The 25071-nt window shown below is 70.6% G+C and carries 24 protein-coding genes; 12 read left to right on the top strand and 12 right to left on the bottom strand.

What is annotated here, in order from left to right:
* Window positions 1-12: 12 nt before the first annotated feature.
* From NM961_RS14385 to NM961_RS14360, 6 genes are read right to left on the bottom strand one after another with little or no spacing between them, the layout of a single operon-like run.
* On the bottom strand, window positions 13-981 hold the full coding sequence (locus NM961_RS14385; RefSeq protein ID WP_255915095.1) for a sulfotransferase domain-containing protein: 969 nt from the start codon (window positions 979-981) through the stop codon (window positions 13-15).
* On the bottom strand, window positions 974-1480 hold the full coding sequence (locus tag NM961_RS14380; RefSeq protein WP_255915094.1) for an adenylyl-sulfate kinase: 507 nt from the start codon (window positions 1478-1480) through the stop codon (window positions 974-976). The genes NM961_RS14385 and NM961_RS14380 overlap by 8 nt, the downstream gene beginning before the upstream one ends.
* On the bottom strand, window positions 1477-2238 hold the full coding sequence (locus NM961_RS14375) for an NTP transferase domain-containing protein (protein ID WP_255915093.1): 762 nt from the start codon (window positions 2236-2238) through the stop codon (window positions 1477-1479). Before NM961_RS14375 ends, NM961_RS14380 begins: the two co-directional genes overlap by 4 nt.
* The gene (locus tag NM961_RS14370; protein ID WP_255915092.1) at window positions 2226-2972 is read right to left on the bottom strand and encodes a class I SAM-dependent methyltransferase; all 747 of its coding nucleotides are present in this window, start codon (window positions 2970-2972) and stop codon (window positions 2226-2228) included. Before NM961_RS14370 ends, NM961_RS14375 begins: the two co-directional genes overlap by 13 nt.
* The gene (locus NM961_RS14365) at window positions 2969-5239 is read right to left on the bottom strand and encodes a PEP-utilizing enzyme (protein ID WP_255915091.1); all 2271 of its coding nucleotides are present in this window, start codon (window positions 5237-5239) and stop codon (window positions 2969-2971) included. The genes NM961_RS14370 and NM961_RS14365 overlap by 4 nt, the downstream gene beginning before the upstream one ends.
* Complete coding sequence (locus NM961_RS14360) at window positions 5236-5904, bottom strand: gamma-glutamyl-gamma-aminobutyrate hydrolase family protein (RefSeq protein WP_255915221.1); 669 nt, start codon at window positions 5902-5904, stop codon at window positions 5236-5238. Before NM961_RS14360 ends, NM961_RS14365 begins: the two co-directional genes overlap by 4 nt.
* 221 nt (window positions 5905-6125) lie before the next feature.
* On the opposite strand from NM961_RS14360, the gene NM961_RS14355 reads away from it, so the two are divergent.
* A complete protein-coding gene (locus NM961_RS14355; protein WP_255915090.1) occupies window positions 6126-6428 on the top strand; it encodes a hypothetical protein in 303 nt (100 codons plus the stop codon).
* Window positions 6429-6478: 50 nt separating this feature from the next.
* On the opposite strand, the gene NM961_RS14350 is transcribed toward NM961_RS14355, so the two are convergent.
* Window positions 6479-8533 carry a S9 family peptidase gene (locus NM961_RS14350; RefSeq protein ID WP_255915220.1) on the bottom strand — a complete coding sequence of 685 codons (2055 nt, stop codon included), beginning with the start codon at window positions 8531-8533 and terminating at the stop codon, window positions 6479-6481.
* Between the two features lie 313 nt (window positions 8534-8846).
* On the opposite strand from NM961_RS14350, the gene aroE reads away from it, so the two are divergent.
* The 6 genes from aroE (at window position 8847) to NM961_RS14320 (ending at window position 12984) form a co-directional block, all read left to right on the top strand.
* Window positions 8847-9689, top strand: coding sequence for a shikimate dehydrogenase (aroE, locus tag NM961_RS14345; protein WP_255915089.1), 843 nt, complete (start codon window positions 8847-8849; stop codon window positions 9687-9689).
* Window positions 9686-9979, top strand: coding sequence for a YkgJ family cysteine cluster protein (locus tag NM961_RS14340; RefSeq protein WP_255915088.1), 294 nt, complete (start codon window positions 9686-9688; stop codon window positions 9977-9979). Before aroE ends, NM961_RS14340 begins: the two co-directional genes overlap by 4 nt.
* A gap of 212 nt (window positions 9980-10191) precedes the next feature.
* Window positions 10192-11667 carry a serine hydrolase domain-containing protein gene (locus NM961_RS14335; RefSeq protein WP_255915087.1) on the top strand — a complete coding sequence of 492 codons (1476 nt, stop codon included), beginning with the start codon at window positions 10192-10194 and terminating at the stop codon, window positions 11665-11667.
* A gap of 60 nt (window positions 11668-11727) precedes the next feature.
* A complete protein-coding gene (locus NM961_RS14330) occupies window positions 11728-12099 on the top strand; it encodes a DUF6249 domain-containing protein (RefSeq protein ID WP_255915086.1) in 372 nt (123 codons plus the stop codon).
* Window positions 12092-12661, top strand: coding sequence for an RNA polymerase sigma factor (locus NM961_RS14325; RefSeq protein WP_255915085.1), 570 nt, complete (start codon window positions 12092-12094; stop codon window positions 12659-12661). The genes NM961_RS14330 and NM961_RS14325 overlap by 8 nt, the downstream gene beginning before the upstream one ends.
* A complete protein-coding gene (locus tag NM961_RS14320) occupies window positions 12658-12984 on the top strand; it encodes a DUF5056 domain-containing protein (RefSeq protein WP_255915084.1) in 327 nt (108 codons plus the stop codon). The genes NM961_RS14325 and NM961_RS14320 overlap by 4 nt, the downstream gene beginning before the upstream one ends.
* Window positions 12985-13074: 90 nt before the next feature.
* Here the strand turns inward: NM961_RS14320 and NM961_RS14315 are convergent, their stop codons facing one another.
* The 3 genes from NM961_RS14315 to NM961_RS14305 form a co-directional block, all read right to left on the bottom strand.
* On the bottom strand, window positions 13075-13557 hold the full coding sequence (locus NM961_RS14315; protein WP_343231921.1) for an alpha/beta fold hydrolase: 483 nt from the start codon (window positions 13555-13557) through the stop codon (window positions 13075-13077).
* Complete coding sequence (locus NM961_RS14310) at window positions 13518-13877, bottom strand: alpha/beta hydrolase (protein WP_255915082.1); 360 nt, start codon at window positions 13875-13877, stop codon at window positions 13518-13520. Before NM961_RS14310 ends, NM961_RS14315 begins: the two co-directional genes overlap by 40 nt.
* Before the next feature lie 274 nt (window positions 13878-14151).
* On the bottom strand, window positions 14152-14679 hold the full coding sequence (locus NM961_RS14305; RefSeq protein ID WP_255915081.1) for a gamma carbonic anhydrase family protein: 528 nt from the start codon (window positions 14677-14679) through the stop codon (window positions 14152-14154).
* A gap of 110 nt (window positions 14680-14789) precedes the next feature.
* Between NM961_RS14305 and NM961_RS14300 the strand changes: the two genes are divergently transcribed.
* Entirely contained in the window at window positions 14790-16202 is a 1413-nt protein-coding gene (locus tag NM961_RS14300) for a coniferyl aldehyde dehydrogenase (protein ID WP_255915080.1), read from the top strand.
* A gap of 31 nt (window positions 16203-16233) precedes the next feature.
* On the top strand, window positions 16234-18078 hold the full coding sequence (locus NM961_RS14295) for a winged helix-turn-helix domain-containing protein (protein ID WP_255915079.1): 1845 nt from the start codon (window positions 16234-16236) through the stop codon (window positions 18076-18078).
* 149 nt (window positions 18079-18227) lie between these two features.
* Here NM961_RS14295 and NM961_RS14290 read toward each other — a convergent pair whose 3' ends face one another.
* Both NM961_RS14290 and NM961_RS24030 read right to left on the bottom strand, forming a co-directional pair.
* Complete coding sequence (locus NM961_RS14290; protein ID WP_255915078.1) at window positions 18228-19334, bottom strand: serine hydrolase domain-containing protein; 1107 nt, start codon at window positions 19332-19334, stop codon at window positions 18228-18230.
* A gap of 192 nt (window positions 19335-19526) precedes the next feature.
* Complete coding sequence (locus NM961_RS24030) at window positions 19527-21299, bottom strand: patatin-like phospholipase family protein (RefSeq protein ID WP_305119194.1); 1773 nt, start codon at window positions 21297-21299, stop codon at window positions 19527-19529.
* A 97-nt stretch (window positions 21300-21396) separates the two neighbouring features.
* Between NM961_RS24030 and NM961_RS14275 the strand changes: the two genes are divergently transcribed.
* The 3 genes from NM961_RS14275 to NM961_RS14265 all read left to right on the top strand — a co-directional run bounded on the left by NM961_RS14275 (window position 21397) and on the right by NM961_RS14265 (window position 24950).
* Window positions 21397-23439, top strand: coding sequence for a M3 family metallopeptidase (locus tag NM961_RS14275; protein ID WP_255915077.1), 2043 nt, complete (start codon window positions 21397-21399; stop codon window positions 23437-23439).
* Window positions 23440-23508: 69 nt separating this feature from the next.
* Window positions 23509-24279, top strand: coding sequence for an exodeoxyribonuclease III (xth, locus tag NM961_RS14270; protein ID WP_255915076.1), 771 nt, complete (start codon window positions 23509-23511; stop codon window positions 24277-24279).
* Complete coding sequence (locus NM961_RS14265) at window positions 24276-24950, top strand: YecA/YgfB family protein (protein ID WP_255915075.1); 675 nt, start codon at window positions 24276-24278, stop codon at window positions 24948-24950. Before xth ends, NM961_RS14265 begins: the two co-directional genes overlap by 4 nt.
* Window positions 24951-25071 lie beyond the last annotated feature (121 nt).

The following is a 25071-nucleotide window of genomic DNA, read 5'->3' as shown; positions in this document are numbered from 1 at the left end:
GGTGAGCGGCCGTCAGGTGAAACCGGCATCCATGCTCGCCGCGATCAGCCAGCGTATCAAGCGTTGCGCCCGCTCGGCCGGCCAGGGCTGGGCCTGGGCGGCCAGCAGTACCTGCTCCAGCGGCGGTGCCGGCGCGGCGGCGGCCGGGGCCGGGCCGGGTGCATAACCCAGCCAGCGGTTGAGGCTGTCGAAACGCGCACCGATGGCCGCGTGCATGGCAGTGTCGAAATGGCTGCGCCATTCCTCGGCGCGGCCGGCGCGGATGAATTGCGCCTGCAAGGTGCCTTTGGCGATCAGGGCCTGCTCCGCCGCGCGCGCGACCTGGAAATCCGAGGCGGCCACGGCGCGGCCCAGCTCGGCCTCGGCCGCGCCGATGCCCAGGAAATCGGCCGCGCGGCGCAGTGTGCCCAGCGCGTCGGCACGGTAGTCCTCGTAACGCACTATCAGGTGCTCGCGGTCCTGCAGTGCCTGGCGCCAGGCGCCCAGCCACAGGGCGAGGAAATCCACCCGGCTCAGCGGATAGTGGAACCAGGGCCGGTGTATGAATTCGGCAAAGGGCAGGCCGGCGTCCTCCAGCCCGGCGCGGCGGGCGCGCTGCCAGAACGAGTACAGCGCATCGCGCGGATCGCGCACGAACAGGAGGGTGCGCGGCAGGTCGGCGCAGGTGCCGGGCCAGGCATGGGTCAGGCGCGGCACGGGCGCGGCGCGGAAGGCGAACTCGCGGCCGTGGCGCAGGCTGGGCAGCAGGCGGCGCCAGGCTTCGTCGTGGCGGTCGTAGCGGTAGCGCCGGCCGCCGCGCTGGCGCCAGTCGCCGCGCAGGTCGGCGCCCCAGGGCTTCCACAAAGCCACATTCAGTTCCAGCAGGCAGTTGGCCAGCCACGACGCACCGCTGGGCATCTCGGACGAGGCAATCTCGCAGTCGTAGCGGGGAAAGCCCTCGACCTCGGGCTGTTCGTGGAAATGCGGGCGCGGATCAAACATGGCGGCGGCGCCAGGCTTGCAGCAGCTGTTGCGCCAGGCGCGGCGGCGTGGCGCGGCCGCTGTCCAGGCGCAGATGCGGCGCAAGCGGGAATTCCGCCGCGATTTCCGCCCCCACGCGCGGTCCCTGCAGGCCGCGCGCGGCCAGGCGCTGTTCGCGCGTTTCCCCGGCGCAATCCAGCAGCACTTCAAAGTAATCCACGCCGGCGGCGCGGTTGTGCGCATGCACGGTATGGAAAAGCGAAATGGTGGAAACCACCGCGCAGCCGCCGCGCCGGCTGTGGGCGATGGCGAGGCCGGCGATATGCCTGGCCACGGCCAGGCGCTGCTCGCGCGTGTAGCCGCGGCCCAGCTCGCCCAGTTCGCGCCGCACGGCGTCGCCATCGAAGTGCCGTACGCCGGCGGCCGGCGCGGCCGCATCGCTGCCGATCACGGCGGCGACCAGCGCAGCCAGGGTGGTCTTGCCGGCACCGGCCAGCCCGGTGATCCAGAGCACGCTCATGCGGCGCCCTCGGCCCAGCGCCAGTCGTGGCTCCAGCCCGGGCAGCGGTAGGCCAGCCAGCGGTACAGGGCCAGGTCGCGCGCGCTGTCGACTTCGCACCAGCGTCCGTCCATGGCCACGGTTTCTATGGCCGCGCCGCGCCGCAGCAGCCGCGCGAGCAGGCCGGTGGTGTCGAGCTTCTGCGCGGCAGCCGGCTCGAGTTCGTCCAGCAGCGCCTGGGCCTGGGCCCAGCCCCGCGCGGAGAAGCGCACCAGGCCGGTGAACTGGCCTTCGACTGCGGCCAGGTCGTGGCTGCGCGCGCCGATCTCCAGCAGGCGGCCGTCGCGCATGCGCAGGGTCTCTGCGTCGCTGAGCACATCGGCGAAGCGCAGCGACCAGAGTTTGTGCCAGCGCCGGTCCACGGTGATGGCGATATCGGCACTGGAGGCGCGCAGCGCGCGGGCGTAGTCCGGATGGAATACGCCGTCGCCGTAGACCAGCAGCACGGTGCCCAGCCGCTGCGGCTGCGCTGCGCGCAGCGAGGCGATGGGACCGCTGTGCAGCCACTGCGGATTGCGCACCTGGCGCAGCACCGGGGGCAGGGCTTCGGCAGCGTGGCCGCCGACCACGCTGACTTCGTCGATGCCGGCCGCGGCCAGGGCGGCGAGCTGCCATTGCAGCAGCGTGCGCCCGCCCAGGCGCAGCAGCGCCTTGGGCCGCCGGCGCGTGAGCCGGCCCATGCGCGAACCGCATCCGGCGGCGAGGATCACGGCGTGCATGCAGTCCCCCGGCGCGCCCACCAGATGCGCGTGTGGAAAGGCACGGCGAGCTGCCCGCTGTCGCCGAATACCGCGTCGATGTCGCGCAGTACTGCCTCGCGCGCCGCGCCGGCCTGGCGCAGCAACGTGGCGTGGGCGCGGAAGCCCTCGACGAAATCGGTGCGCGTGGTGTGATGCAGGAAACGCTGCTGCACTTGCTGCACCGGGCCGAACAGACCGCTGCGCGCGATCTCGGCGGCGGGATCCTCGCGCCGGCTGCCGTAGCCGTAGCCGGGCACATGGCGGCGTATCGCCTGTTCCACGGCCTGCTGCTGCGGATCGTCCAGATCGCGGTGGTTCCACAGCAGCGCGATGACGCCGCCGGGGCGCAGCAGCCGTGCCGCTTCCCGCAGCGCCGCGGCGGGCTGCAGCACATTGAAGGACGAGCCGTAGCTGACCAGGTCGAAGCTGGCCGCGGCCAGGCCGGTGGCCTCGCCGCGCGCGGCGACGTAATCGAGGCCGTCCTGGCGGCCCACCGCGCGCATGGCCGCATTGGGTTCGACCGCAGTCACGCGCAGGCCGCGCCGGCGCAGCGGCAGGCTGAGCCGGCCGGTGCCGGCGCCGATGTCGGCCACGGCGGCCTGCGCCGGCAGCGCCAGTGCGTGCAGCAGCTGGTCCAGCGCATCCTCGGCGTAGGGCGCGCGGCGGTTGTAGTGCGCGGCCAGCGCGCTGTAGTCCCAGTCCAGCGGGGTCATGGGTTGTCGTCGCTCCATGCGGTGATGAGCTGGGCCTGGGCATCCAGGCTCAGATGGCTGGCGCGGGCCAGGCGCTGCCAGCGTTCCGGGCCCAGGCCGAGCACGGCCGGTATGCCCAGTTCGGCACAGCGTATGGCCATGTGCGAGTTCGGCCCGCCGTAGGCCGTGACAAGCCCCGCCGGCGCGCGGGTGAAGATCCAGTCGTAGCCGGGATCGGCGCCGGCGATGGCCAGGATGGCACCGGCCGGCACGGCGGCCGGCGCAGTGGCCGCATCCACCCGGCACAGGGGCGCGGTGGCGCGCCCGCGGCCGATGAAGGTCGGCGTGCCGGCGGCGATATGCACCTGCTGCAGCGGCCGGCGCGGATCCAGCACCAGCGGCAGGCGCAGCAGGGCATCGGCAGTGTGGACCGCGCGCGCCGCGGCGGCGGCAGCGGCGGCCTGGTCGCGGTGGAATTCCGTGGCGGCCGGCAGTTCCAGCCAGCTCAGGGTTTCGCGGTCCAGGCCCCGGGCGGCGCCGGCCTGGGCCAGCTGTTCCAGCACCAGCGATACTTGTTGCGAAAGGAAATATTTGCTTTTTTCCCGGGCTTCGCGCGTCCGCGCGTAACCGGCCAGCAATTGCTGCGGCGTCAGGCCGTAACCGCTTTCGCGCAGCAGCGCGGCCAGGGCGGCCTGCTCGGCCGGCGTCGCCGCGAACGGCGGCGGCGCGTGTGCGCCATGCGGCGGCACCGCGCCGACCAGTTCCAGCTGGGCCAGCCGCGGCGTGGTGATCTCGAAGGTGCCGGCGCGCAGGAAACCGTAGCCGCCGCGCGCGGCCGCGCCCTGGCGCAGGAAGGCGCGCGTGACACCGTGGCTGCTGCGCTGCAGATGCAGCAGGCGTTCGGCGCTGAGCGCGCCGCGTGCCACGGCCGAGCGCAGCAGGGCCTCGAACACGAAGGCCAGGCGTGCGATCAGCGCGAAAACCAGCCCGGCGCGGGTACAGGTGCGCCGGTTCGCGGCCTGATCCGCCGGCGGCCGCTGCGCCAGTGCGTTCAGCGCCGCCAGGGCCTGCTGCAGGGTCAACGGCGCGATGCAGCGCGCGGTGATGCGCCGCAGCCGTTCGCGGTAGCCGGCCAGGGCCGTCGGCGCGAGCAGGCCGGCATAGCGCTGCTGCCATTGCCGGGCAAAATCGAAATCGACGCAGGTCTGGGCGATCTCGAATTCGTACTTGTCGTGCAGCTGCGGCTGTTCCAGCAGGCGCTGCTGCCAGGCGTCGGCCAGCGCGGCGGCCTGGCCGGGCGGCAGCGGCGGCAGCAGGGAATTCGCACTGGCGCGCACGTCGATGTAGGGCCTGCCGGCCAGCGGCTGCAGCAACGGCACACCGCGCAGGCGGCGGTAGCCCAGCAGGCGCCGCGCCGCGTGCCAGGCGCGCGCGCCGATGGCATGGCGGAACAGGGCCAGGGCCAGCGGCCGCGGCTGGCTGCCGAGCAGTTCGGCGGTGTTCCAGTCGGGCATCAGGGCGAGTACGCGCAGCTCCCCGGCGCAGGTCGGCGAGGGCTGCGCCAGCGCGGCGGCCGCCTGCGCCAGCGCCTGCCGGCGCGGCGCGGCCGCCGCCGGTGCGCGGCGCAGCAGCAGCGGCCGCGCCTGCAGCAGGAATACTTCGTCGCCGGCGATCACCAGCTCGGCTTCCAGCGGCTGCGGCCCGCAGTGTTCGCGCAGTTCCCGCAGGGCGCGGTGCAGCAGGGCCAGGTCGTGCTGCGCCGGCGGCGGCGCCTCGTGGGCGAGATAGACGGTATCGACCGCCGCATCGCCGCGCGTCACCGCATCCGTGCGCGTGCCGGCGGCCAGGCTGAAGGCGTAGTAATCGGCGCCGTCCTCCACCGCGTGGGTGGCGGCGACTGCGCACAGGCGCGCGGCGGCCATGCGCTGCACGAATAATGCGTCGTCGGCACGGCACGGGCCGTAACTGGCGAATACCGCTTCTATCGCCGCGGCCAGGGCGGCGCCATCGCCGGCCGGCACATCGAGCAGGCTGCGATAGCGGCCGGCCTGGGACTGCTGCGCCGCATCCTCGTCCACCCGCGAACTGCGCACGGCCACCGCCACGCCGGCGAATTCGGCGCGCAGGCGCTGCAGGCAGGCTTCGCGTTCCTGCTGCCAGGCATGGCGGCTGAGCAGCTGGCCCGGCGGCACGCGGCTGTGGCGCAGCAGCGGCGCCAGATGCAGCAGGGTCGCGCCCTTGCCCAGCCAGGCGGAGGACGGCGCGACAGCCAGCGGCGAGGTATTCAAGCCCGGCTCCGCCGCGCCGCGGCGAGGAAATCGTCCAGCAGCGGCTGCGCCGGCAGCAGCCCGGCGCGGCCGGCATGGAATTCCGGATGCCACTGCACACCCAGCACCCAGCCGCTGCCGGCGCGCACGGCTTCGACCAGGCCGTCCTCGGCACACCAGGCCTCGACAGCGAGTTCGCCGCCCAGCCGGTCTATGCCCTGGTGATGGGCCGACGTCACCCGGCCGGCGCCGGCGCCATGCCAGCCCGCGAGCAGGCCGCCGGGCGCCAGACGCAGGGCGTGTTCGTGCGCGTCGTACTGCTGCGGCAGCGCGTGGGCCAGGCTGCCGGGGCGCTGCGCGGCCAGGTCCTGGTACAGGCTGCCGCCGTAGGCCACGTTGAGCAGCTGGCAGCCGCGGCAGATGCCGAGCACCGGCTTGTCCGCGGCCAGCGCCGCTTCCAGCAGTTCCAGCTCGAAGCGGTCGCGCTGCCGGTCGCCGCGCCATTCCGGCCGCAGCGCGGCAGCGCCGTAGGATTCCGGCGCCACGTCGGCGCCGCCCTGCAGCAGCAGGGCGTCGACGCTGGCGATCAGGTGCTGCGCCAGGCGGCGCAGCGGTGCCGCCGCGTAGCCGGGCGGGCAGGCCAGCACCAGCGGCAGGCCGCCGGCATCGGCGACGAGGCCGAGCAGGCTGCTCTCGACGCCGAGCAGGTCCTTGCGCCCGCCGCCGGGTGCGGCGGGGCTGCCTTCGCGCAGTCGGGCGCTGACGCCGACGCGCAGTGGAAATTCGTTTCCGATGTGGGCGCTTCCTGCGGGATCGACGCTGCCGATGCCACGACGGCCGGCGCAGCGACAAACGGCGGCTACGCTATCATCCGGCCGCGCGAACGAATGTAAACATGGAGTTAGCCATGCGGGTTTTCTGGGTTCTGCTGTCCCTTGCCGGGCTGACCCTGGCCATACTGACCTACAGCCCCGGCCTGATGGCCCTGGGACTGGGCATCGCCTTCATCGGTATGTTCTGCGCGGTATTCGCCTTCGCCGCGGCGCGCATCGAGGCGACCTCGCGGCCGGATTCGGCCCTGCTTACCCCGGAAGTGCTGGCCCAGGTGCGCGCCCGCGCGCAGCAGCAACAGCAACAGTCCCAGCAGCAGCGCGCGGCGGGTGCGCCGGGACAGGTTCCGCCGCCGGTGCGGCAGCGCACGCCGGACTGAGCCGGCCCTGATGCAGCGGCCGCGCCGGAGACCGGCGCGGCCGCATGGTTTTACTTCTTCACTTCTTGCTTATGTGACTTCAGCGCATCCGCCAGCCCCGGCACGCCGGCCGCGCCTTCCGGCACGCTGATGCTGGAACCCTTGAAGTCCTCGCCGATGGGCTGGGCGCGGCCGCCCAGGCACTGCGACAGGAAGCCTTCCGCCACCGCATTGAACGCCTTGCTGTTGGCCGGCCGGGCGAAGCCGTGGCCTTCATCCGGGAACAGCAAGTAGGTGACCGGAATGTTCTTGGCCTTCATCGCCTTGACGATCTGGTCGCTCTCGTCCTGCTTGACGCGCGGATCGTTCGCGCCCTGGCCGATCAGCAGCGGCCTTTTGATGTCGCCGACGCGGCTCAGCGGCGAACGTTCGGCCAGCAGCTTCTTGCCGTCCTCGGTGCGCGGATCGCCGACGCGCTTGGCGAACTGCTCCAGGAACGCGGCCCAGTACGGCGGAATGGTCGACAGCAAGGTGTTGAGGTTGGACGGGCCGACGATGTCGACGCCGCACTTGAACGCCTCCGGCGTGAAGGTCAGGCCGACCAGGGTGGCGTAGCCGCCGTAGCTGCCGCCCATGATGGCGACATCGTCTTTCGTGGTGACGCCGCTCTTCACCGCCCAGTCGACCGCGTCGATCAGATCATCGTGCATGGTCTTGGCCCATTGCTGGTCGCCCTTGCCGATGAAGGCCTTGCCGAAGCCGGTGGAGCCGCGGTAGTTCACGCTGAGCACTGCGTAGCCGCGGTTGGCCAGCCACTGGTGGCTGGCGTTGTAGCCGTAGCCGTCGCGCGCCCAGGGACCGCCGTGCACCAGCAGCACCAGCGGCAGCGGCTGGTCGGCCTTGCCGTCGTTGTTGGCGTCGGCGCCGCGCGGCAGGGTGAGGTAGCTGACCAGAGTCAGGCCGTCGCGCGCCTTGATCTCCTGCGGCCACATCGGCACCAGCGGCTTGCCTTCCAGCGCCGGACGGCCGGCGAACAGCTTGACCAGCTTGCCGGCGGCGCCGGGCTGGCGCTCGTAGCGGTAGTACACGACGGGGTTTTCCGCCGCGCTGTAGGCGATCACCCAGGTCTTGTCGTCCAGCGTGCGCGTGTTCACCGCGAAGGTGCCCGGGCCCAGGTTGCGCAGGGTTTTCAGATCCGCGTCTATGGCCGGATCCAGCGCCTTCCACTCGCTGCGCTGGTAGTCCACCGCGACCGCCTGGATCACGCCGGTTTTCGGATCCGCCAGCACTTCCTCGCCCACATCGGCGCGCTTGTCCTCGGCCATCACGGTCTTCTTGCCGCTGGCCAGGTCCACCGCGATCAGGCCGGCGGTGTCGCGGCCGCGCGAGTCGACGTAGTACTGGGTCTTGCCGTCGGTGGTATAGCCCAGCGCGGCGGTGGTCAGGCTGTCCTCGAACGGAATGTCCGAACTCTTTTTCCAGCCGCCCTTGCCGTCGGGTTCGAGCAGGTCCTGGCCGCCGTCCTTGCGCGCCTTCTGCACCATGCGCACGGCAAGGTTCGCGTCGGCGTAGTAGCCCGCGATCTCCTGCTCGTTCTTGTGCACCAGCTCGCGCTTGCCGTCGGCGAGGTTGACCTTGTACAGGTCGTGCCAGGTGGCGTCGCGGTCGTTCATGCCGACCAGCACGTGGTCCGGATGCAGATGGCTGGCCTGGACGAACTGGGCGCGGGTCTTGGGGTAGTCGCTGAGGTCGCGGCGCGTGCCGCTGGCCACGTCGACCGAATTCAGGTGGAAGTTCTCGTCGCCGCCGCTGTCGCGCAGGTACAGCAGGGTATTGGCGCGGTAGCTCCAGAAGTACTGGCGTATGCCGCGGGCCTTGTCGTCGGTGACGGCGCGGGCCTTGGACGGATCCTCCGCCGGCGCGACCCAGATATTCAGCACGCCGTCCAGCGGCGCCACCCAGCTCAGGTATTTGCCGTCCGGGCTGAGCTGCACGGCGCCCTTTTCTGGATTACCGAACAAGGCATCGCGGGAGATCAATTCCACGCCGGCGACGGCGGCCGGCGCGGCCGGCCTGCTGTCGGCGTGTGCCGTGCCCAGAACGCCGCTGATCGCCGCGGCCAGCATCCAGGAAGACCATTTCATCCGACTTGCTCCATTAGCCAGGGGAGGGCGAAGCGTCCTCCGACACAGGCCGCCTGGCAAAGGCCACAGGTCATGCGCCGGCACCGGCAGCGGCCGCAGCACGTAGAATGGCCGGCAATGGCGGCGGCGGAGCCTTGCGCGAAAAGCCCTGGCCCCATACCCGCGGCGCGGCTTGCGCGCCGCGGGCCCCGTCTACACAACCGTGCCGGGCCGCCGCCGCAGGCTCTTGCCGGGCCGTTGACGCCGGCGCTTGCCACAATCCAACGCACTCCCGAACCCTTCCGAGGCCGCCTATATGAGCGAAACTCCGCACCGCCACGCCGTTTTCGGCCATCCGATCAGCCATTCCCTGTCGCCGGCCATACACCGCAGCTTCGCGCGCGAGTTCGGCCTGGACCTGCGCTATGACGCGATCGACGCACCGGCCGAAACCTTCGCTGCGCAGCTGGCGGAGTTCCGTGCACAGGGCGGCGGCGGAGCCAATGTCACCCTGCCGCTGAAGTCGCTGGCGTTCGGACTTTGCGCCCAGGTTTCCGACTACGCCGCGCGCACCGGCGTGGTCAACACGCTGGAGCCGCTGCCCGGCGGCGGCTGGCGCGGCCACAATACCGACGGTCCCGGCCTGATCGCGGACCTGGTCGAGCGCCAGCGCCAGGACCTGCGCGAACGCGACCTGCTGCTGCTGGGCGCCGGCGGCGCGGCCCAGGGCGTGGCCTTCGCCCTGCTCGACGCCGGCGTACGCTCGCTGACCATTGCCAACCGCCACGCCGAACGGGCCGATGCCCTGGCCGACCGCATCGGCGAACCCGGCCGCGTGCATGTGCGCTACTGGGATGACCTGGCCACCCAGGGCAGTTGGGATTTCATCATCAACGCCACCTCGGCCGGCGTCGAAGGCGGTTCCATGGACCTGCCCTTCGCCATCGTCGCGCCGCGCGCGCTGTGCTACGACCTGTCCTACGGCCGCGGCGCCACCCAGTTCCTGGCCTGGGCCCGCACCGCCCACGCCGTGCACGTGTTCGACGGCCTGGGCATGCTGGTGGAGCAGGCCGCCGAAGCCTTCGCCATCTGGCACGGCAGGCGCCCCGACACCGAAGCCATCTACGCCGAACTGCGCGCCAGGCTGGATTCGGTGTGACCGCACTGCTTTTCGATGCGGCCAGCGGCCGCTATGCCTGCCGCGCCGGCTGCGGCGCGTGCTGTATCGCGCTGTCGATCTCCAGCCCGATTCCCGGCATGCCCGGCGGCAAGCCCGCCGGCGTGCGCTGTGTGCAGCTCGACGACGATTACCGCTGCCGCATCTTCGGCTCGCCCGAGCGTCCCGAAGTCTGCGGCCGGCTGCGGCCGGAACCCGCCATGTGCGGCGACGGCCGCGAACATGCCCTGCGCTGGATCGCCGAGCTGGAGACGGCGACGCGGCCGCGCTGAGTCCTGCGCGACCGCGGCTGCGCAAATTCCGCTCCCGGCGCAAACGGCGCGCTACAGGGTGAATCCAGCCGCATTCATCGACGCATCCAAGCCTTCGACGCCGCCGTTGCGCGGTCCACCCAGGCTTGTCCCAACCCAGCCGGCCGGTCGTCTCCCGCCAGGGAGCGATCTGCCCAGGAGTGCAGTCGATGAAACCCGCCCAACCCCTCCTGTTGTCCCGTCTCCGCCAATGCGGCCTGCGCGCCGCGCTCGCACTGAGCGTTTCCTTCGCCGCCGCCGCGATCGCCGGTCCCGGCGCGACGCTGCCGGATACACCGGACGGCAAGCTCGGCGCCGCGCTGATCGCGCACGTGAACAGCGACAGCCCCGAACAGATCCGCAACTGGGCGCCGACGATCCTGTCGCCCGAGATGGATGCCGCCGCCCAGGCCGGGTTCGCGACCAGCCTGGCCGACGCGGTACGCGACAGCGGCGGCGTGGAACTGACCGAGGCGCACGAGCAGCGCGGCATGCTGGTGCTGACGGTAAAGGCGCAGCGCGGCGGGCGCGTGGCCGTGTTCCTGCTGCGCAGCGATGCCGCGCATCCCGGCCGCCTGGCGCAGGCGGAGCTGGTGCCGATGGATGATCCGTCGCTCTACGCCGACTGGCCCAAGACCGCGCTCTCCCGCGACGAACTCAAGCGCCTGGTCAACGCCACGCTGGACAAGCTCGTGCGCGCGAACGATTTCTCCGGCTGCCTGAGCGTCGCCGACGGCAGCGAAACCGTGATCGACGAATGCCGCGGCCTGGCCGAGCGGCGCTTCGGCGTGCCGGTCGACCGTCAGACCCGGTTCCACATCGGCTCCATGGGCAAGATGTTCACCGCCGTGGCCATCGCCCAGCTCGTCGACGCCGGCAAATTGTCCTGGCAGGACACGCTTGCGCAGCGGGTGCCCGAATACCCCGATCAGGAAGCGGCGAAGCAGATCACCGTGTGGCAGCTGCTGCACCACACGGCGGGGCTGGGCGATTTCTTCGTGCCCGAGTTCTTCCAGCAGCGCGAGAAATTCGTCAACCCGGCCGACTATCTCGACCTCATCGCACGCCAGCCCAAGGCGGGCGAGCCGGGCAAGGACTGGAACTACAGCAACGCCGGCTACGTGCTGCTCGGCCGCATCGTCGAGAACGTCTCGCACGAGAACTATTTCGACTACATCAGGCGCCACGTCTTCGCTCCGGCCGGCATGACGTCGAGCGGATTCGACACGCTCGACGACATCGTTCCGAAACTGGCGGTCGGCTATTTCCGCGCGGGGGTGTTCTCCACCGAATGGAAGGCGGACTGGATGAAAGTCCCGTTCAAGGGCAGCCCGGCCGGCGGCAGCTACTCCAACACTGCCGACCTGCTGCGCTTCGCCAGGGCGCTGCGCGCGGGCAAGCTGGTCAAGCCGGCGACCTTGGCGAAGATGTTCGACGATGCCGTGCCGGCCGGCCCCGGCGCCTATGCGGCCGGTTTCGGCGACCGTCTCTCCCGCGGCAACCACATTCGCGGCCACTCCGGCGGCATCGAGGGCACGGACGCGAACCTGGCGATGGTCTGGGAGCGCAACGCCGACGTCGCCGTTACCAGCAACCAGGGCCCGGGCCAAGCCTGGCTGCTGGCCGAACGTATCGCCGACCTGCTCGCCGCCGAAGGCGCCAAGCCCTGAAGACGCGCGCCGCCTGGCCGATCATTCCTTTCCCGACGCCATCCGCTTTGGAGCCAATTCATGGAATTCATCTTCATCCCTCTCATTGTGCTGAGCGCGCCCGTGCTGATCGTCCTGATTACGCTGCGCTACCGCGACCGGCAGACGCAGGCGCGCTATCGCACCCTGCTGCAACTGGCGGACAAGGGCGTGGAACTGCCGCCGCAACTGCTGCTGGAATCGCAGCCCGGCGACGTGGAGCGGCGCCGCGCACTCGTGCTGATCGGCGGCGGCCTGGGCGTGATGGCGATGTTTCTCAGCCTGCCGGGCCAGTTCGACGGCAACGGCATGCACGTCAGCCAGCTCTGGGGCCTCGGCCTGCTGCCGCTGATGACGGGGCTGGGCTATCTGGCCAGCTGGTGGTTCAACCGGCGCGAGCGCGCACGTGGCTGACAGCGCCGCCGACGCGCGTGTCGACCGGGCCTTGGTCGCGCGCGTCCTGCTGGATGACGACCGGCGCGCCTTCGAGCAGCTGATGCGCAGGCACCAGGGCCTGGTGCGCGCCCAGCTGCGCCGCCTGCTGCATGGCGACGAGGCGGCGGCCGACGACATCGCCCAGGAAGTCTTCCTGCTGGCCTGGCGCAAGCTGGATCAGTTCCGCGGCGATGCGGCGTTCCGCACGTGGCTGTACCGCATCGCCTGGTCCTGTTTCCTGCAGGCACGGCGCAGGAAACCGGAGCCGGCCGAGGACGCCGACGAGGCGGAGCCACCGGCCGCGCCGGCTCATCCGGTCGAGCTGCAACTGGACTTCGAGCGCGCCCTGCGCCGCCTGTCCGAAGCCGAGCAAGCCGTGCTGCTGCACTGCGTGCAGCTGGGCCTGAGCCATGAAGAAGCCGCCTTCGTGCTGGGCATGCCGCTGGGCACGGTGAAAACCCATGCCACGCGCGGCAAGGCGAAACTGAAATCGTGGCTGGCGGCGTGGAACGCCGGAACCGCACAGGAGAATCCGACATGAACCCTTCCCAGCAAGACGACCTACTCGACACGCTGCTGCGCCAGCAGTTTGAAGGTGCGGTGCCCGACGCGGGTTTCTGCGACCGCGTGATGCAGCAGCTGCCCGCGCGGCCGCGCCGCCGCGCGTGGCCGCTGTGGAGCGGCATCGCCGCCGGAATCGCGGCCGGCGCGCTGAGCCTGTCGTCCACGCCGCTGGTTCGACTCGGCGGGCGCGACTGGGTCGGCGGGGAATTGTCGGCACCGGTGATCGCCTTGCTGCTCGCCTTGGCCGGCATGGCGCTGCTGGCCATGTGCTGGAGCCTGGCGGAAGCCGATGGTCGCTGAGGCAGGGCCGCGGGTGACGCGGACGTTTCGGGCGAACGGCGATCGTCCGCAGGTGATGACGGAACCCGGCCGGTCCGTCGCGCCGCCGGTCTAGATGGGACCGGCGGCATCCAGCCAGCGCACCACGTCGCCGAGTACCGCAGCTGTCCGTTCGCGGTGCGGTACGTGGGCGCAATCGGACAGGATGCGCAGCGTCGCAGCGCCGGGAATCTGCTGCGCGATGCGCTGCGGATGGCGGATGGAGCCGTATTCGTCGTGTTCGCCGTGGATGACCAGTGCCGGACAGCGCACCTTGCGCAGGTCGGCGTCCAGGCTCCAGCCGGCGAAGGCGGGCGCCAGCCAGCTGTCTATCCAGGCGCTCAGCACCCAGGCCGCCTTGTCGCCGTGGTATTTGCGCAGCCGCTCCAACTGTCCCGGTTCGGCGAACGCCTGCTGTGCGGCGCGGATGCCCTGCACGGTGCGGTCCTCGACGAAAGCCTGGGCGGATTCGGCGATCAGCCCGCGGCAGTCCGCCGGCCACGCCGCCGCACAGCTCACCGCCATGCCGCCGCCGACGCTGTGGCCGAAGGCGATGAACTCGGCAATCTGCAGGGCTTCGCGCAGTTGGCGGAAGCGCCGTGGGCTTCGGCGTGGATGAAGTCGGCAGCCAATCGGGCGGGGTGCGCGTCGGAGCGGCCGAAGCCGAGGCGGTCGTAGGCATGGACGCTGCGGCAGCTGGCCTGGGCCAGCTGCTGCGGAAAATCACGCCAGAGTTCGACGCAGCCGAGGGAGTCGTGGAACAGGATGATGGGTGCCGCGCTGGCCCGGGCACCATCTGCCGGCGTCCAGCTTTTCGCGAACACATCGCCGTGTTCGGTTCTGACCCGGAATTCGCGAATGCGGACGGTAGCCATGACTTGCTTCAGCCGGACAGGTTGCCTGGAAAGAAGTCCGCTCCCCCAAGCGCGTTCGCGCTTGGGGAAGCGGAGAATTACAGCATCCGGCTGTGGTGCGGCGATGTTTGGTATGTCCGTATCCGATGCGTCGAAAATTGGAACAGGGGTTTCCCAGGCGATGCTTCGCCGCCTCCGGATCCGGGCGATGGATTGTGAACCACGACGTCGCAGCAGCGTCTCGAATCCTGGATCCGGGACCTCGCTGCCCAGGCGCGAAACCCGAATCCTGCCCTCAGTCCAGATACTCGTTCTTCAACTCCACATACTTCTCCGCCGAGTAATACAGCCGCTGGATTTCCTCGTCGCTGAGCCGCCGCGTCAACCGGGCCGGACTGCCCAGCCACAGCTCGCCTTCGCCGACGATCTTACCCGGCGCGACCACGGCGCCGGCGCCGACGAAGCCGTGTTTGCGCACGACGGCGCCGTCGAGCACGGTCGCATGCATGCCGATCAGGCAGGCGTCCTCGATGGTGCAGGCGTGGATCACGGCGGCGTGGCCTATGGTCACGTCGTCGCCGATATGGGTGGCGAAGCCGCCGGGCGTATACGGGCCGTCATGGGTGACGTGGACGATGGCGCCGTCCTGAATATTGGTGCGCGCGCCGACGCGGATGCGCTGCACGTCGCCGCGCAGTACGGCGCAGGGCCAGATCGAGCTGTCCGCGCCGATCTGCACATCGCCGATGACGACGGCAGCCGGGTCTATGTAGGCCGTCGCGGCGACGACGGGAAGGATGCCGCGGTAGGGACGCAGGTGCATGAGGCGGAGATCGGCGATGGCGGGACGGCGAGGGTAGCGCGGCGCCGGGTTCGCGGCCAATTTGCGTACTGCCAGGTTCACAAATCGCGAATCCCGTCTACCATTGCCGCATGGACACTCCCGCCCACACCGCCCCTCTCCACGCCACGCTCGCGCGCCTGCGCGATGCCTGGAACGCGCAGCGCCCGGACTACGACCAGCGCATGGACGACCTGGCGCGGCTGCGCGCCGCGTTCAAGCGCCGCCTGGACGGACTGGTCGAGGCCATGAACGCGGATTTCGGCCGCCGGTCGCGGCACGAGTCCCTGCTCACCGACGGCATGACCGTGCTGCACGAGATCGACCTGGTGCGCAGCCGGCTGCGGCGCTGGATGCGGCCCCAGTCCAAGGGCGTTGATTTCACCTTCCTGCCGGCCAGCGCCGAGATCCGCTACCAGGCCCTGGGCGTGATCGGCATTATCGCGCCATGGAATTACCCGGTTAACCTGGCCCTGATCCCGCTGGTCAGCGCGATCGGCGCCGGCAACCATGTGATGCTGAAGCCGTCGGAGTTCACCCCGCGCACCTCCCAGGCCATGGCCGAGCTGCTGGCCGAGGTGTTCCCGGCCGATCGTGTCGCGACGGTGCTGGGCGATGCCGAGGTCGCCGCGGAATTCGCCGGACTGCCCTTCGACCACCTGCTGTTCACCGGTTCCACGCCGGTCGGGCGCAAGGTGATGGCGGCGGCGGCACCGAACCTGACGCCGGTGACGCTGGAGCTGGGCGGCAAGTCGCCGGCCATCGTCGCGCCGGGCTATCCGCTGGCGACCGCCGCGGCGCGCATCGCCGCGGGCAAGTTCCTCAACGCCGGTCAGACCTGCATAGCGCCCGACTACGTACTGCTGCGCGCGCAGGACCGCGAGCCCTTCGTCGCCGCGCTGCGCGACTACGTCGCCCGCCACTATCCCAACCTGCGCGAGAACCCGGACTACACCAGCATCATCAACGCGCGCCAGTACCTGCGCCTGCAGGGCCTGGCCGACGAGGCGCAGTCGCGCGGCGGTACGGTGATCACTCTGCCGGACGCGGCCGCCCACGACATCGACGCGCGCGTGTTCGCGCCCACCCTGGTGCTGGATGCGCCCGAGGACACCCGCGTGATGCGCGAGGAGATCTTCGGCCCCATCCTGCCCATAGTGACGGTGGAATCGGTGGACGCCGCCATCGCCTACGTCAATGCGCGGCCGCGGCCGCTGGCCCTGTACCACTTCGACAACGACCGCGCGCGCACCCGCCGCGTGCTGGAAAGCTGCGTGGCCGGCGGGGTCAGCGTGAATGACTGCATTTTCCACAATGCACAGAGCGAGCTGCCGTTCGGCGGCGTGGGTCCGTCCGGCATGGGGCATTACCACGGCCACCACGGCTTCCTGACCTTCTCCAAGCAGCTGCCGGTGTTCCGCCAGCTGCGCTGGTCCAGCCTGTCGCTGCTGCGGCCGCCGTACAAGGGCCTGGCCGGCTTCGTCACGCGCCTGCTGACCCGCTGAGCGGCGCGGTCCGCGCCCGGCGCCAACGCGCATGAGCGACGGCGTGTACTGCCTGGACGACCTCGTCGTCGACACGCGCCGGCGCCGCGTGCGCCGCGGCGCGGCCGAGCTGGAAGTGAGCGGGCTGAGCTTCGATCTGCTCGCCTTCCTGCTGCGCCAGGGCGACCGTGTGGTCAGCTTCGACGAATTGCTGGCGGCCGTCTGGGCGCCGACCGTGGTCGGCGAGGAAACCGTCACCCAGCGCGTGAAACTGCTGCGCCAGGCTCTGGGCGACGACGGCCGCCGCTCGCGCTATCTGCGTTCGGTGCGGGGCAGGGGGTATCAGCTGTGTTCAGTGCCGCGGCGGGTCGAGGCCGAAGACGAAGCGCGCGCCATCGCAGCGGAAAAGAATTCCGGCGTCGAGGTGGTCACGGGTGCCGCCGGCCGCGCAGCCGTCGAGTTGGAATCGCATGCCGGCGAAACGACGGCAGCCCGGGCCATCGCGGCAGAAGCCGCCGGCTCCCCCGCTACTGCTCCGGCCATCGCACCCGCGCACGCCGGCATCGCCAGACCGGCCCCGGCCAACACCGCCGCAAGCGCCGACACCGCCGCATCCGCCAACGCCATCGCCCCCGCAGTCATGCGCACTGCCGCACCGGCCGCGACACACCAGCCCGTCGCAGCCAGCAACGGCCTGCGCTGGGTCCTGCTGCTCACCGCACTGCCGCTGGCCGTCCTGGGCGTGCTCGCCTGGCAGCGCACACACCAGCCGCCGCCGGCGCCCACCGATACCCGCATCGAACTGCTGCAGCGCGCGCGCTACTACGCCGGCATAGGCCAGAAAGATGATGTGGAGCGCGCCATCACGCTGTACGAAACCCTGCTGCAGCGCGATGCGCGCGACAGCGCGGCGCAGACCGGCCTGAGCTTTGCCTACAGCGCCCGCGTCTGCCTGTACAACCAGGAACCGTACTGGGCCGAGCGTGCCGAAGACCTGGCCCGCGCCGCGCTGGAGCGCGAACCCGGCGACAGCCGCGCCGTGGCGGCACTGGCCTATTCGCTGGACTGCCGCGGCAAGCTGGCCCAGGCCATCGCCGAGTACGAGCGCGCCGTGGCGCTGGATCCGGCGGGTAGCGACAGCGCGGCTTCGCTGGCCTACCTCTACATGGTCAAGGGCAGCCTGGCCGAGGCGCTGCGGCGCAACCTGGCCCTGCGCGAGGCCGCGCCGCGGCCGCGCTATCTGGACATCCAGATCGCGCGCAATCTCGAACTGCTGGGCGCGACCGCCGCGGCCGAACGCGGCTATGCGCGCAGCTTCCAGCTGTATCCGGACAATGTGTTCTCCAATGCGGCCTGGCCGCGCTGCCTGTTCCTGCAGGGCCGCCTGGGCGAGGCTGAAACCGCCCTGGCCCAGGCGCGCCAGCGCAGCGAGCATCCGGAGCTGTATCTGCTGCAGGGCGAGCTGGCCCTGCTGCGCGGCCAGCGCGAACAGGCCGCCGCCGCCTTCGCCGCCGCGGCGAAACTGCGGCCACATGCCAGCCTGCCGCAGACCCTGGCCCGGCTATATGCCGAGCCCACGGCGGACGCCGGCTGGCTGGCGCAGCGCAGCGCGGCACTGGAAGCCAGCATCAGCCGCGACGACTGGCCCGAGGACCAGCTGGAACTGACCCTGCTGCGCCTGGCCCGCGGCGACAGGGCCGGTGCGCTGGCTGCATTGCAGGAAGCAGTGGAAGCCGGCTGGCGCGACCGCGCCTATCTGCAAACCTCGGCCCTGTTCCAGCCGCTGGCGGCGGAGCCGGGCTTCGCCGGCGTGCTCGAAGCGATCGCCGAACGGGTGCAGCGCGAGCGCGTGGCGGCGGCAGCGGATATCGCGGCGGCGGAGCGCGGAATTCCCTGAGCCGGCAACGTTGCGGCGAAATCCGCGAGGGGACTTTGGCGCCTGGCCACGCGCGCCGCGCACACCGCGCTGCCGCCGCACCCCATCAGCGCGGTCCAGCCAACGAATCCCGCCGCAGCGAGACGCGCCTGCGGCAATCGGCGCCGCACTCACCGCACCGGCATCGCCGCCAGCACGTAGTCGCGGAAAATCTCCTGCGAGCGCCGGTGCGATTCGCGCTGGTTGTAGGCGGTGCTGGTGATTACCGCAACCAGGCCGCGCTGCGGCGATACGAAGACGTAGTTGCCGCCGTTGCCCGACATCGCCCAGAACCATTCGTCGCGGCCCTGCAACGGAAAGCGGAAGCGCCAGAGCTGGTAGCCGTATTCCACCGCCTCGCGCGGCACCGCGCGCGGGGTCAGCATGGCCGTTATCCAGGCCGCGGAAATCACCTGGCGCCCGCGCCATTGCCCGCCGTCGCGCAGCAGTTCGCCGATGCGGGCGATATCGCGGGCGCGGTAGCGCGTGCCGCCGCCGCCCATGCCGGTGCCTTCCGAGGCGCGGTTCCATTGCACCCGGTCTATGCCCAGCGGCTGCTCCAGCACCGCGCGGGCGAACTGCGCCAGCGGCTGGCGCGCGGCGCGCTCGATGACGGCGCCGAGCAGGAAGGACTGCGCCGTGCAGTAGGAAAACGTGCGGCCGTAGGGGCTGTCCGCGGGCCGGCTTTGCCACGGCGCATAGCCGCGCGGCGGCAGGTCCAGCACGAACTGCACCCAGTCGGCGCTGAGGTACATGCGCTCCTCGTTGCCGGTGGAGAAGGCGTTCTCGTCGTCGCATTCCCAGGCCGCACTCATGGTCAGCAGGTCCTGCAGGGTGATTGCGGCGCGGCGCGCATCCAGCCTGCGCAGCGCGACCTTGTCGCGGAAGAACGGATAGACGCGCTGCTGTTCGTCCTTGATCAGCCCGCGGTCCACCGCCGCGCCGAGCAGCAGGGCGGTGACGGTCTTGGTGGCCGAGCGCATGTCGTTGAGCGTGTCGCGGCTGCCGCCGTTGAAATACTGCTCGTAGACCAGCCGCCCCTGCGCGGCGACGAGCAGGCTGGTGATGCCGGGATAGCTCTGGTCGGCGACCTTGGCCGCAGCGGCATCGAGCCGGGCCGTATCCCAGCCCAGCGCGGCGGCGTCGGCCGCCGGCCACTGCGCGTCGGATTCGGGGGGGGTGTAGGCAGCGCCGGTGGCGGCGAAGCAAAGCAGGACGGCGGCGGCGATCAGGCGCATGGCGTTCTCCGGAATGGGGAACCCAAAGCTGCCCGCGATGCGGCTGAAGCGCCTGAAAGCCGGATGAAGATTTCTGAAGATGCCGCGCGGCCGCGCTGCAATCATCGGCCGCTGCGGCGATCCGCCGCCATCCCGTGTTCTCCGGCCCACCGATGCCGGTTCGCGAGCCCGCCGCCGAACGCGGCGCGGCAGCTACAGCAACGGCGTATCGTCCGCCAGTGCGTCCTTCTGCCCGCCGATCTCGCGCAGCGCGTACTGGTAGCCCAGCTCGATCGCGCGCTCGTAGGCGGCCCAGTCGAGCAGGCCCACGCCGGTGACCGGCGGCGCCAGCAGCAGGCTGGCCTTGGCGCGGCGGTCGGCATTGGCCGCCTTGGAATTCACCATGCCGGCGCGCAGCAGGATGTCGACCACGCCGGGCCGGCGCGGCCGGCGCAGCTTGTCCAGCAGCAGCTGCCAGCCATGCGGCGAGGCGTATTCCTCCACCTCCGCGTGCAGCACGTCGTCGGCGCCGATATCGACCGCGATCACGTCGCCCACGGCCTGCTCGCGCATCACATCGGTGGGCAGGTTGTTGATCACGGCGCCATCGACCAGCACCTGGCCCTGGTGGAATACCGGCGGCAGCACGCCGGGAATGGCCGAGCTGGCGCGCAGCCAGTACCACAGCGGGCCGCTGCGGTGGGTCATCGCATCGCCGCTGGTCAGGTTGGCCGAGACGGCGAAGAAGGGCAGGGCCAGGTCCTCGATATGGCGTTCGCCGAAGGCATCCTGCAGCAACTCCGACACGCGCCGGCCGGTGGTCATGGCGACAAAGGGAAAGGTGTAGTCCGACAGCGGCCGTCCGGCGACGAAGGCGCGGCGGTAGCGCTCGACCATGACTTCGTTGTCCCAGCCCGCGGCCACGCCGGCGGCAATGATCGCGCCTATGCTGGTGCCGCCGACGGCGTCTATGCGTATGCCGGCCTCGCGCAGCGCGCGCACCACGCCGATATGGGCGAAGCCGCGCGCGCCGCCACCGGACAGCACCAGGCCCAGGCTGCGCCCGGCGATCAGCCGCGCAATGCGCAGCACATCGTCCCGCCCGCACCAGTGATGCAGACGCGCGCCGGGCGCCGCCGCCAGCCAGGCCGCGCCGCGGCCCAGGCGGATTTCGCCGGAACCATGCCGCAGCACCAGATGGCGCGGCCGGTGCAGTGCCTGCGCGCTGCCGTGGCAGGCACGCTCCTGCCAGGGCGAGGGCAGGCCGGCTTCATCGGCCAGCAGCACCAGGGCATCGGCCTGGCGCACACACAGTTCGCGCCAGTCGTCGGCGCGGTCGTCGGCCAGGTAGATGACGAAACGGTAGTTCTGTTCCTCGGCGGAAAACCAGGCGCTGGTGCGGCCCTGCGCCTGCTGCGCATCGAGCAGGCGGCAGCTGCCGTAGTCGCTCAGCGCCGTCTGCAAGGCCAGCGCGAAGCCGCGCGCGTCGACGCCGGCGTCATGCGGCAGCACGGCCAGGGTGCGCGGCGCCGACAGCAGATCGCCGCTGCGCCGCATCAGCAGGCGCTCCACCGCGACGCGGGAGGCTTCCAGCATGGCCTTGGGCTGGCGCTGCACCAGCGCGTTGAAGGCCGCGCGCGACAGCCGCAGCAATTCCGAGTCGCGCAGCGCGCGCACCGTGGCCGAGCGCGGCTGGTCGACGATCAGGCCCAGTTCGCCCACGCTTTCGCCGGCGGCGATCAGGCCTATGCGCTGCTCGCTGCCGTCGTCGCGGCGGCGGAACGCGCCCAGGCTGCCGGAGCGCAGCAGGTACAGCGAATCCGAAGCATCGCCGGCTTCGAACAAGGTGGTACCGCCCGGCAGCACGAACCATTCCAGCGCGTTCTCCAGCGCGCCGAGTTCGTCCTCGTCGAGGTGGCGGAACAGGCTGGAGCGGCGCAGCAGGTCGCAGACGCCCGGCTCCGGCGGAAAGTCGGTATCGCTCATGCCGCTATGCTACGCCCACGCCGGCCGCGCCGGCTGTGCTTGATTTTCCGGCGCCCGCGCTACACCTTGGCGCTTTGCCATCGCCGGAATCTTGCCCATGAGCACGACCAATCCCCTGCTGCAGGACGGCGAACTGCCGGCTTTCTCGGCCATTCGGCCGGAACACGTGGTGCCGGCGGTGGAACAGATCCTCAGCGACTACCGCGCCGCCATCGCCGCCCTGACCGACAGCGCCGGCGAGCGCGATTTCGTCAACACGCTGCTGCCGCAGGAAGCCTGGGACGAACGCCTGGGCCGGGCCTGGTCGCCGGTGTCGCACCTGCACTCGGTCAAGGATTCGGAGGAACTGCGCAAGGCCTATTCGGTCGCGCTGGAAGCCATTACCGAACACTCCACCGAGCTGGGCCAGAACCGTGAACTCTATGCCGCCGTCGCTGCGGTAGCCAAACGCAGCGATTTCGCCGGCCTGAACCGTCCGGCGCGCACGCTGACCGAGCATGCGCTGCGCGATTTCCGCCTGTCCGGCGTCGCGCTGGAAGAACCGGCCCGCTCGCGCTTCAAGGCCATCGCCAACGAGCTGTCGCGCCTGGCCACGGAGTTCGAGGAAGCCGTGCTCGACGCCACCGAGGCCTGGACCGAACACGTCACCGACGAAGCCGCGCTGGCCGGCATCCCCGAGTCCGGCCGCGCCGTGCTCGCCGCCTACGCCAAGGAAAAGGAACTCGACGGCTGGCTGGTCACCCTGCGCCAGCCCAGCGTACAGGCCGTACTGACCTACGCCGACGACCGTGCCCTGCGCGAGCGCGTCTACACCGCTTATTCCACCCGCGCCTCGGACCAGGGGCCGGATGCGGGCCGCTTCGACAATTCCGCGCGCATGGAGCAGATCCTCGCCCTGCGCCATGAAGCCGCCCAGCTGCTGGGCTTCGCCAACGCGGCGGAAGAATCGCTGGCCACCAAGATGGCCGCCTCGCCGGCCAAGGTGATCGACTTCCTCAACGACCTGATCGCCCGCGCCAAGCCCGTGGCCGAGCGCGAGCTGGGCGAGCTGCGCGACTTTGCCGCGAGCGAACTGGGCATCGCCGACCTCAAGCCCTGGGACATCGGCTACAGCGGCGAGAAGCTGCGCGAGCGCCGCTTCCAGCTCAACGAGGAAGAACTCAAGCCGTATTTCCCGCAGGCGGCGGTGCTGGAGGGCCTCTATGCCATCTGCGAGCGCGTGTTCGGCATCCGCTTCCAGCGCCGCGAAGGCGTGGACGTGTGGCATGACGACGTGAGCTATTTCGACCTGTATGACGCCGACGGCCGCCATATCGCCGGCGCCTACGTCGACCTCTACGCCCGCAGCGGCAAGCGCGGCGGCGCCTGGATGGATGTCTGCCGCTCGCGCTTCCGCGACGCCGACGGCCTGCACCGGCCCATCGCCTATCTGACCTGCAACTTCGCCCCGCCGACCGCGACCACGCCCTCGCTGCTCACGCACGACGACGTGCTGACCCTGTTCCACGAATTCGGCCACGGCCTGCACCATCTGCTGACCGAGATCGACTACCCCGGCATCTCCGGCATCAGCGGCGTGGAATGGGATGCGGTGGAGCTGCCCAGCCAGTTCCTGGAGAACTTCTGCTGGCAGCGCGAAACCCTGGACCTGTTCGCGCGCCACTACCAGACCGGCGCACCGCTGCCGCAGGAACTGTTCGAGCGCATGCTGGCCGCGCGCCATTTCCAGGCCGGCATGTTCCTGGTGCGCCAGCTGGAATTCGGCCTGTTCGATTTCCGCCTGCACCTGGAATACGACCCGGCCCGCGGCGGCCGCGTCAACGAGATCCTGCAGCAAGTGCGCGAACAGGTCGCCGTGGTACGCCCGCCGGCCTGGCAGCGCTTCGCCCACAGCTTCACCCACATCTTCGCCGGCGGCTACGGCGCGGGCTATTACAGCTACCTCTGGGCCGAGGTGCTGTCGGCCGATGCCTTCTCCCGCTTCGAGGCCGAAGGCATCTTCAACCGCAGCACCGGCGACGCCTTCCGCCGCGAGGTGCTCGCCGTCGGCGGCTCGCGCCCGGCGCTGGAAAGCTTCGTCGCCTTCCGCGGCCGCGAACCCGATGCCACAGCGCTGCTGCAGAGCTACGGCCTGGCCTGATTCCGCGCGGCCAGCCGGCTCCCGCCGCCCGGCGTGGGCCGGCAGGCGCCCGGCTGGTAGACTGCGCGCATGAAAATCGCGACCTGGAACGTCAATTCGCTCAACGTGCGCATGCCGCACCTCAAGCAGTGGCTGGCCGCTGCACAGCCCGACATCGTCGCGCTGCAGGAAACAAAACTGGAAGATGCCAAATTTCCAGACACCGAGATCGCCGCCCTCGGCTATCGCTGCGTGTTTTCCGGGCAGAAGACCTACAACGGCGTGGCCCTGCTGGCGCGCCACGACATGCCCGAGGACATCGTCACCGACATCCCCGGCATGGACGATCCGCAGCGCCGCATCCTGATCGCCACGATCGGCGGCCTGCGCATCGCCAACCTCTACGTGGTCAACGGCCAGGCCGTCGGCAGCGAGAAATACGCCTACAAGCTGGACTGGCTGGCGCGCGTGACCGACCACCTCGCCGGCGAAGCCGCGCGCCATCCCAATCTCGTCGTGCTCGGCGATTTCAACATCGCCCCGGAAGACCGCGACGTGCACGATCCGGTCGCGTGGAAGGACCAGATCCTGTGCTCGGTGCCGGAACGCGAAGCGCTGCGGAAGCTGCTGAGCATTGGCCTCAGCGATACCTTCCGCGATTTCCACCAGAACGACGGTGCCTTCAGCTGGTGGGACTACCGCCAGGCAGCCTTCCGCCGCAACCTGGGCCTGCGCATAGACCTGGTGCTGGCCAGCCACGCGCTGCGGCCGCGCCTGGCCGGCGCCAGCATCGACCTGGAACCGCGCCGCTGGGACCGTCCTTCGGACCATGCCCCGGCGCTGCTGGAACTCAACGCATGAGCGAACGCGAAACGCCTCCTCTCACCCTGGAAGACCACGAACTGGACGAACTGGACCAGTTCCTGCGGGCACATGCGCGCGAAAACGAGAGCGACCTGCTGCTGGACGGGGTGCACGGCCTGCTGACCCTGCTCGCCGTAGGCCCGGACCCGGCCCTGCCCGACGAATGGCTGCCGGAAGTGCTGCACGCGCCGTTCGAGGACGAGGAACAGGGCGAACGCATACTGTCGCTGCTGGCCAAGCTCAACGACTCCATCCTCGGCGAAATCGAAGCCGAGACCTACGAACCCATACTTGGCGAAGTCGACCTGGAAGACGGCGGCGTCGCCCTTTCCGCCGCCGGCTGGTGCGAAGGCGTCAGCCGCGCCATCGACCTGCGCGCCAGCGCCTGGGAATCGCGCCTGGCCGAAGACGCCCAGCTGATGGAAATGCTCGGCCCCGTCATGGCCCTGGCCGTGGACGAAGGCGTACTCACCGCCGAAGCCGAGTTCGAGCGCCTGACCGAACAGGAATACGACGACTGCCTGGCCCATATCCCGCAGGTCGTCGCCACCGTCGCGCAATACTGGCGCGTGCATCCGGCCAGCGAGCGGGAGAAGGCAGGCAGCGGCGCAGCCTCCAGCGAATTCCGCGATCCGCCGCGACGGCGCGGGGGGCGTTGGGTGCATTGATTCGGGATTCGGGATTCGGGATTCGGGATTCGGGATTCGGGATTCGGGATTCGGGATTCGGGATTCGGGATTCGGGATTCGGGATTCGGGATTCGGGATTCGGGATTCGGGATTCGGGATT

It is taken from the genome of Tahibacter harae, assembly GCF_024437735.1.
GTDB lineage: Bacteria > Pseudomonadota > Gammaproteobacteria > Xanthomonadales > Rhodanobacteraceae > Tahibacter > Tahibacter harae.
The sequence above is the reverse complement of the archived record's forward strand: the minus strand, read 5'-3'. Positions and strand labels throughout refer to the sequence as shown.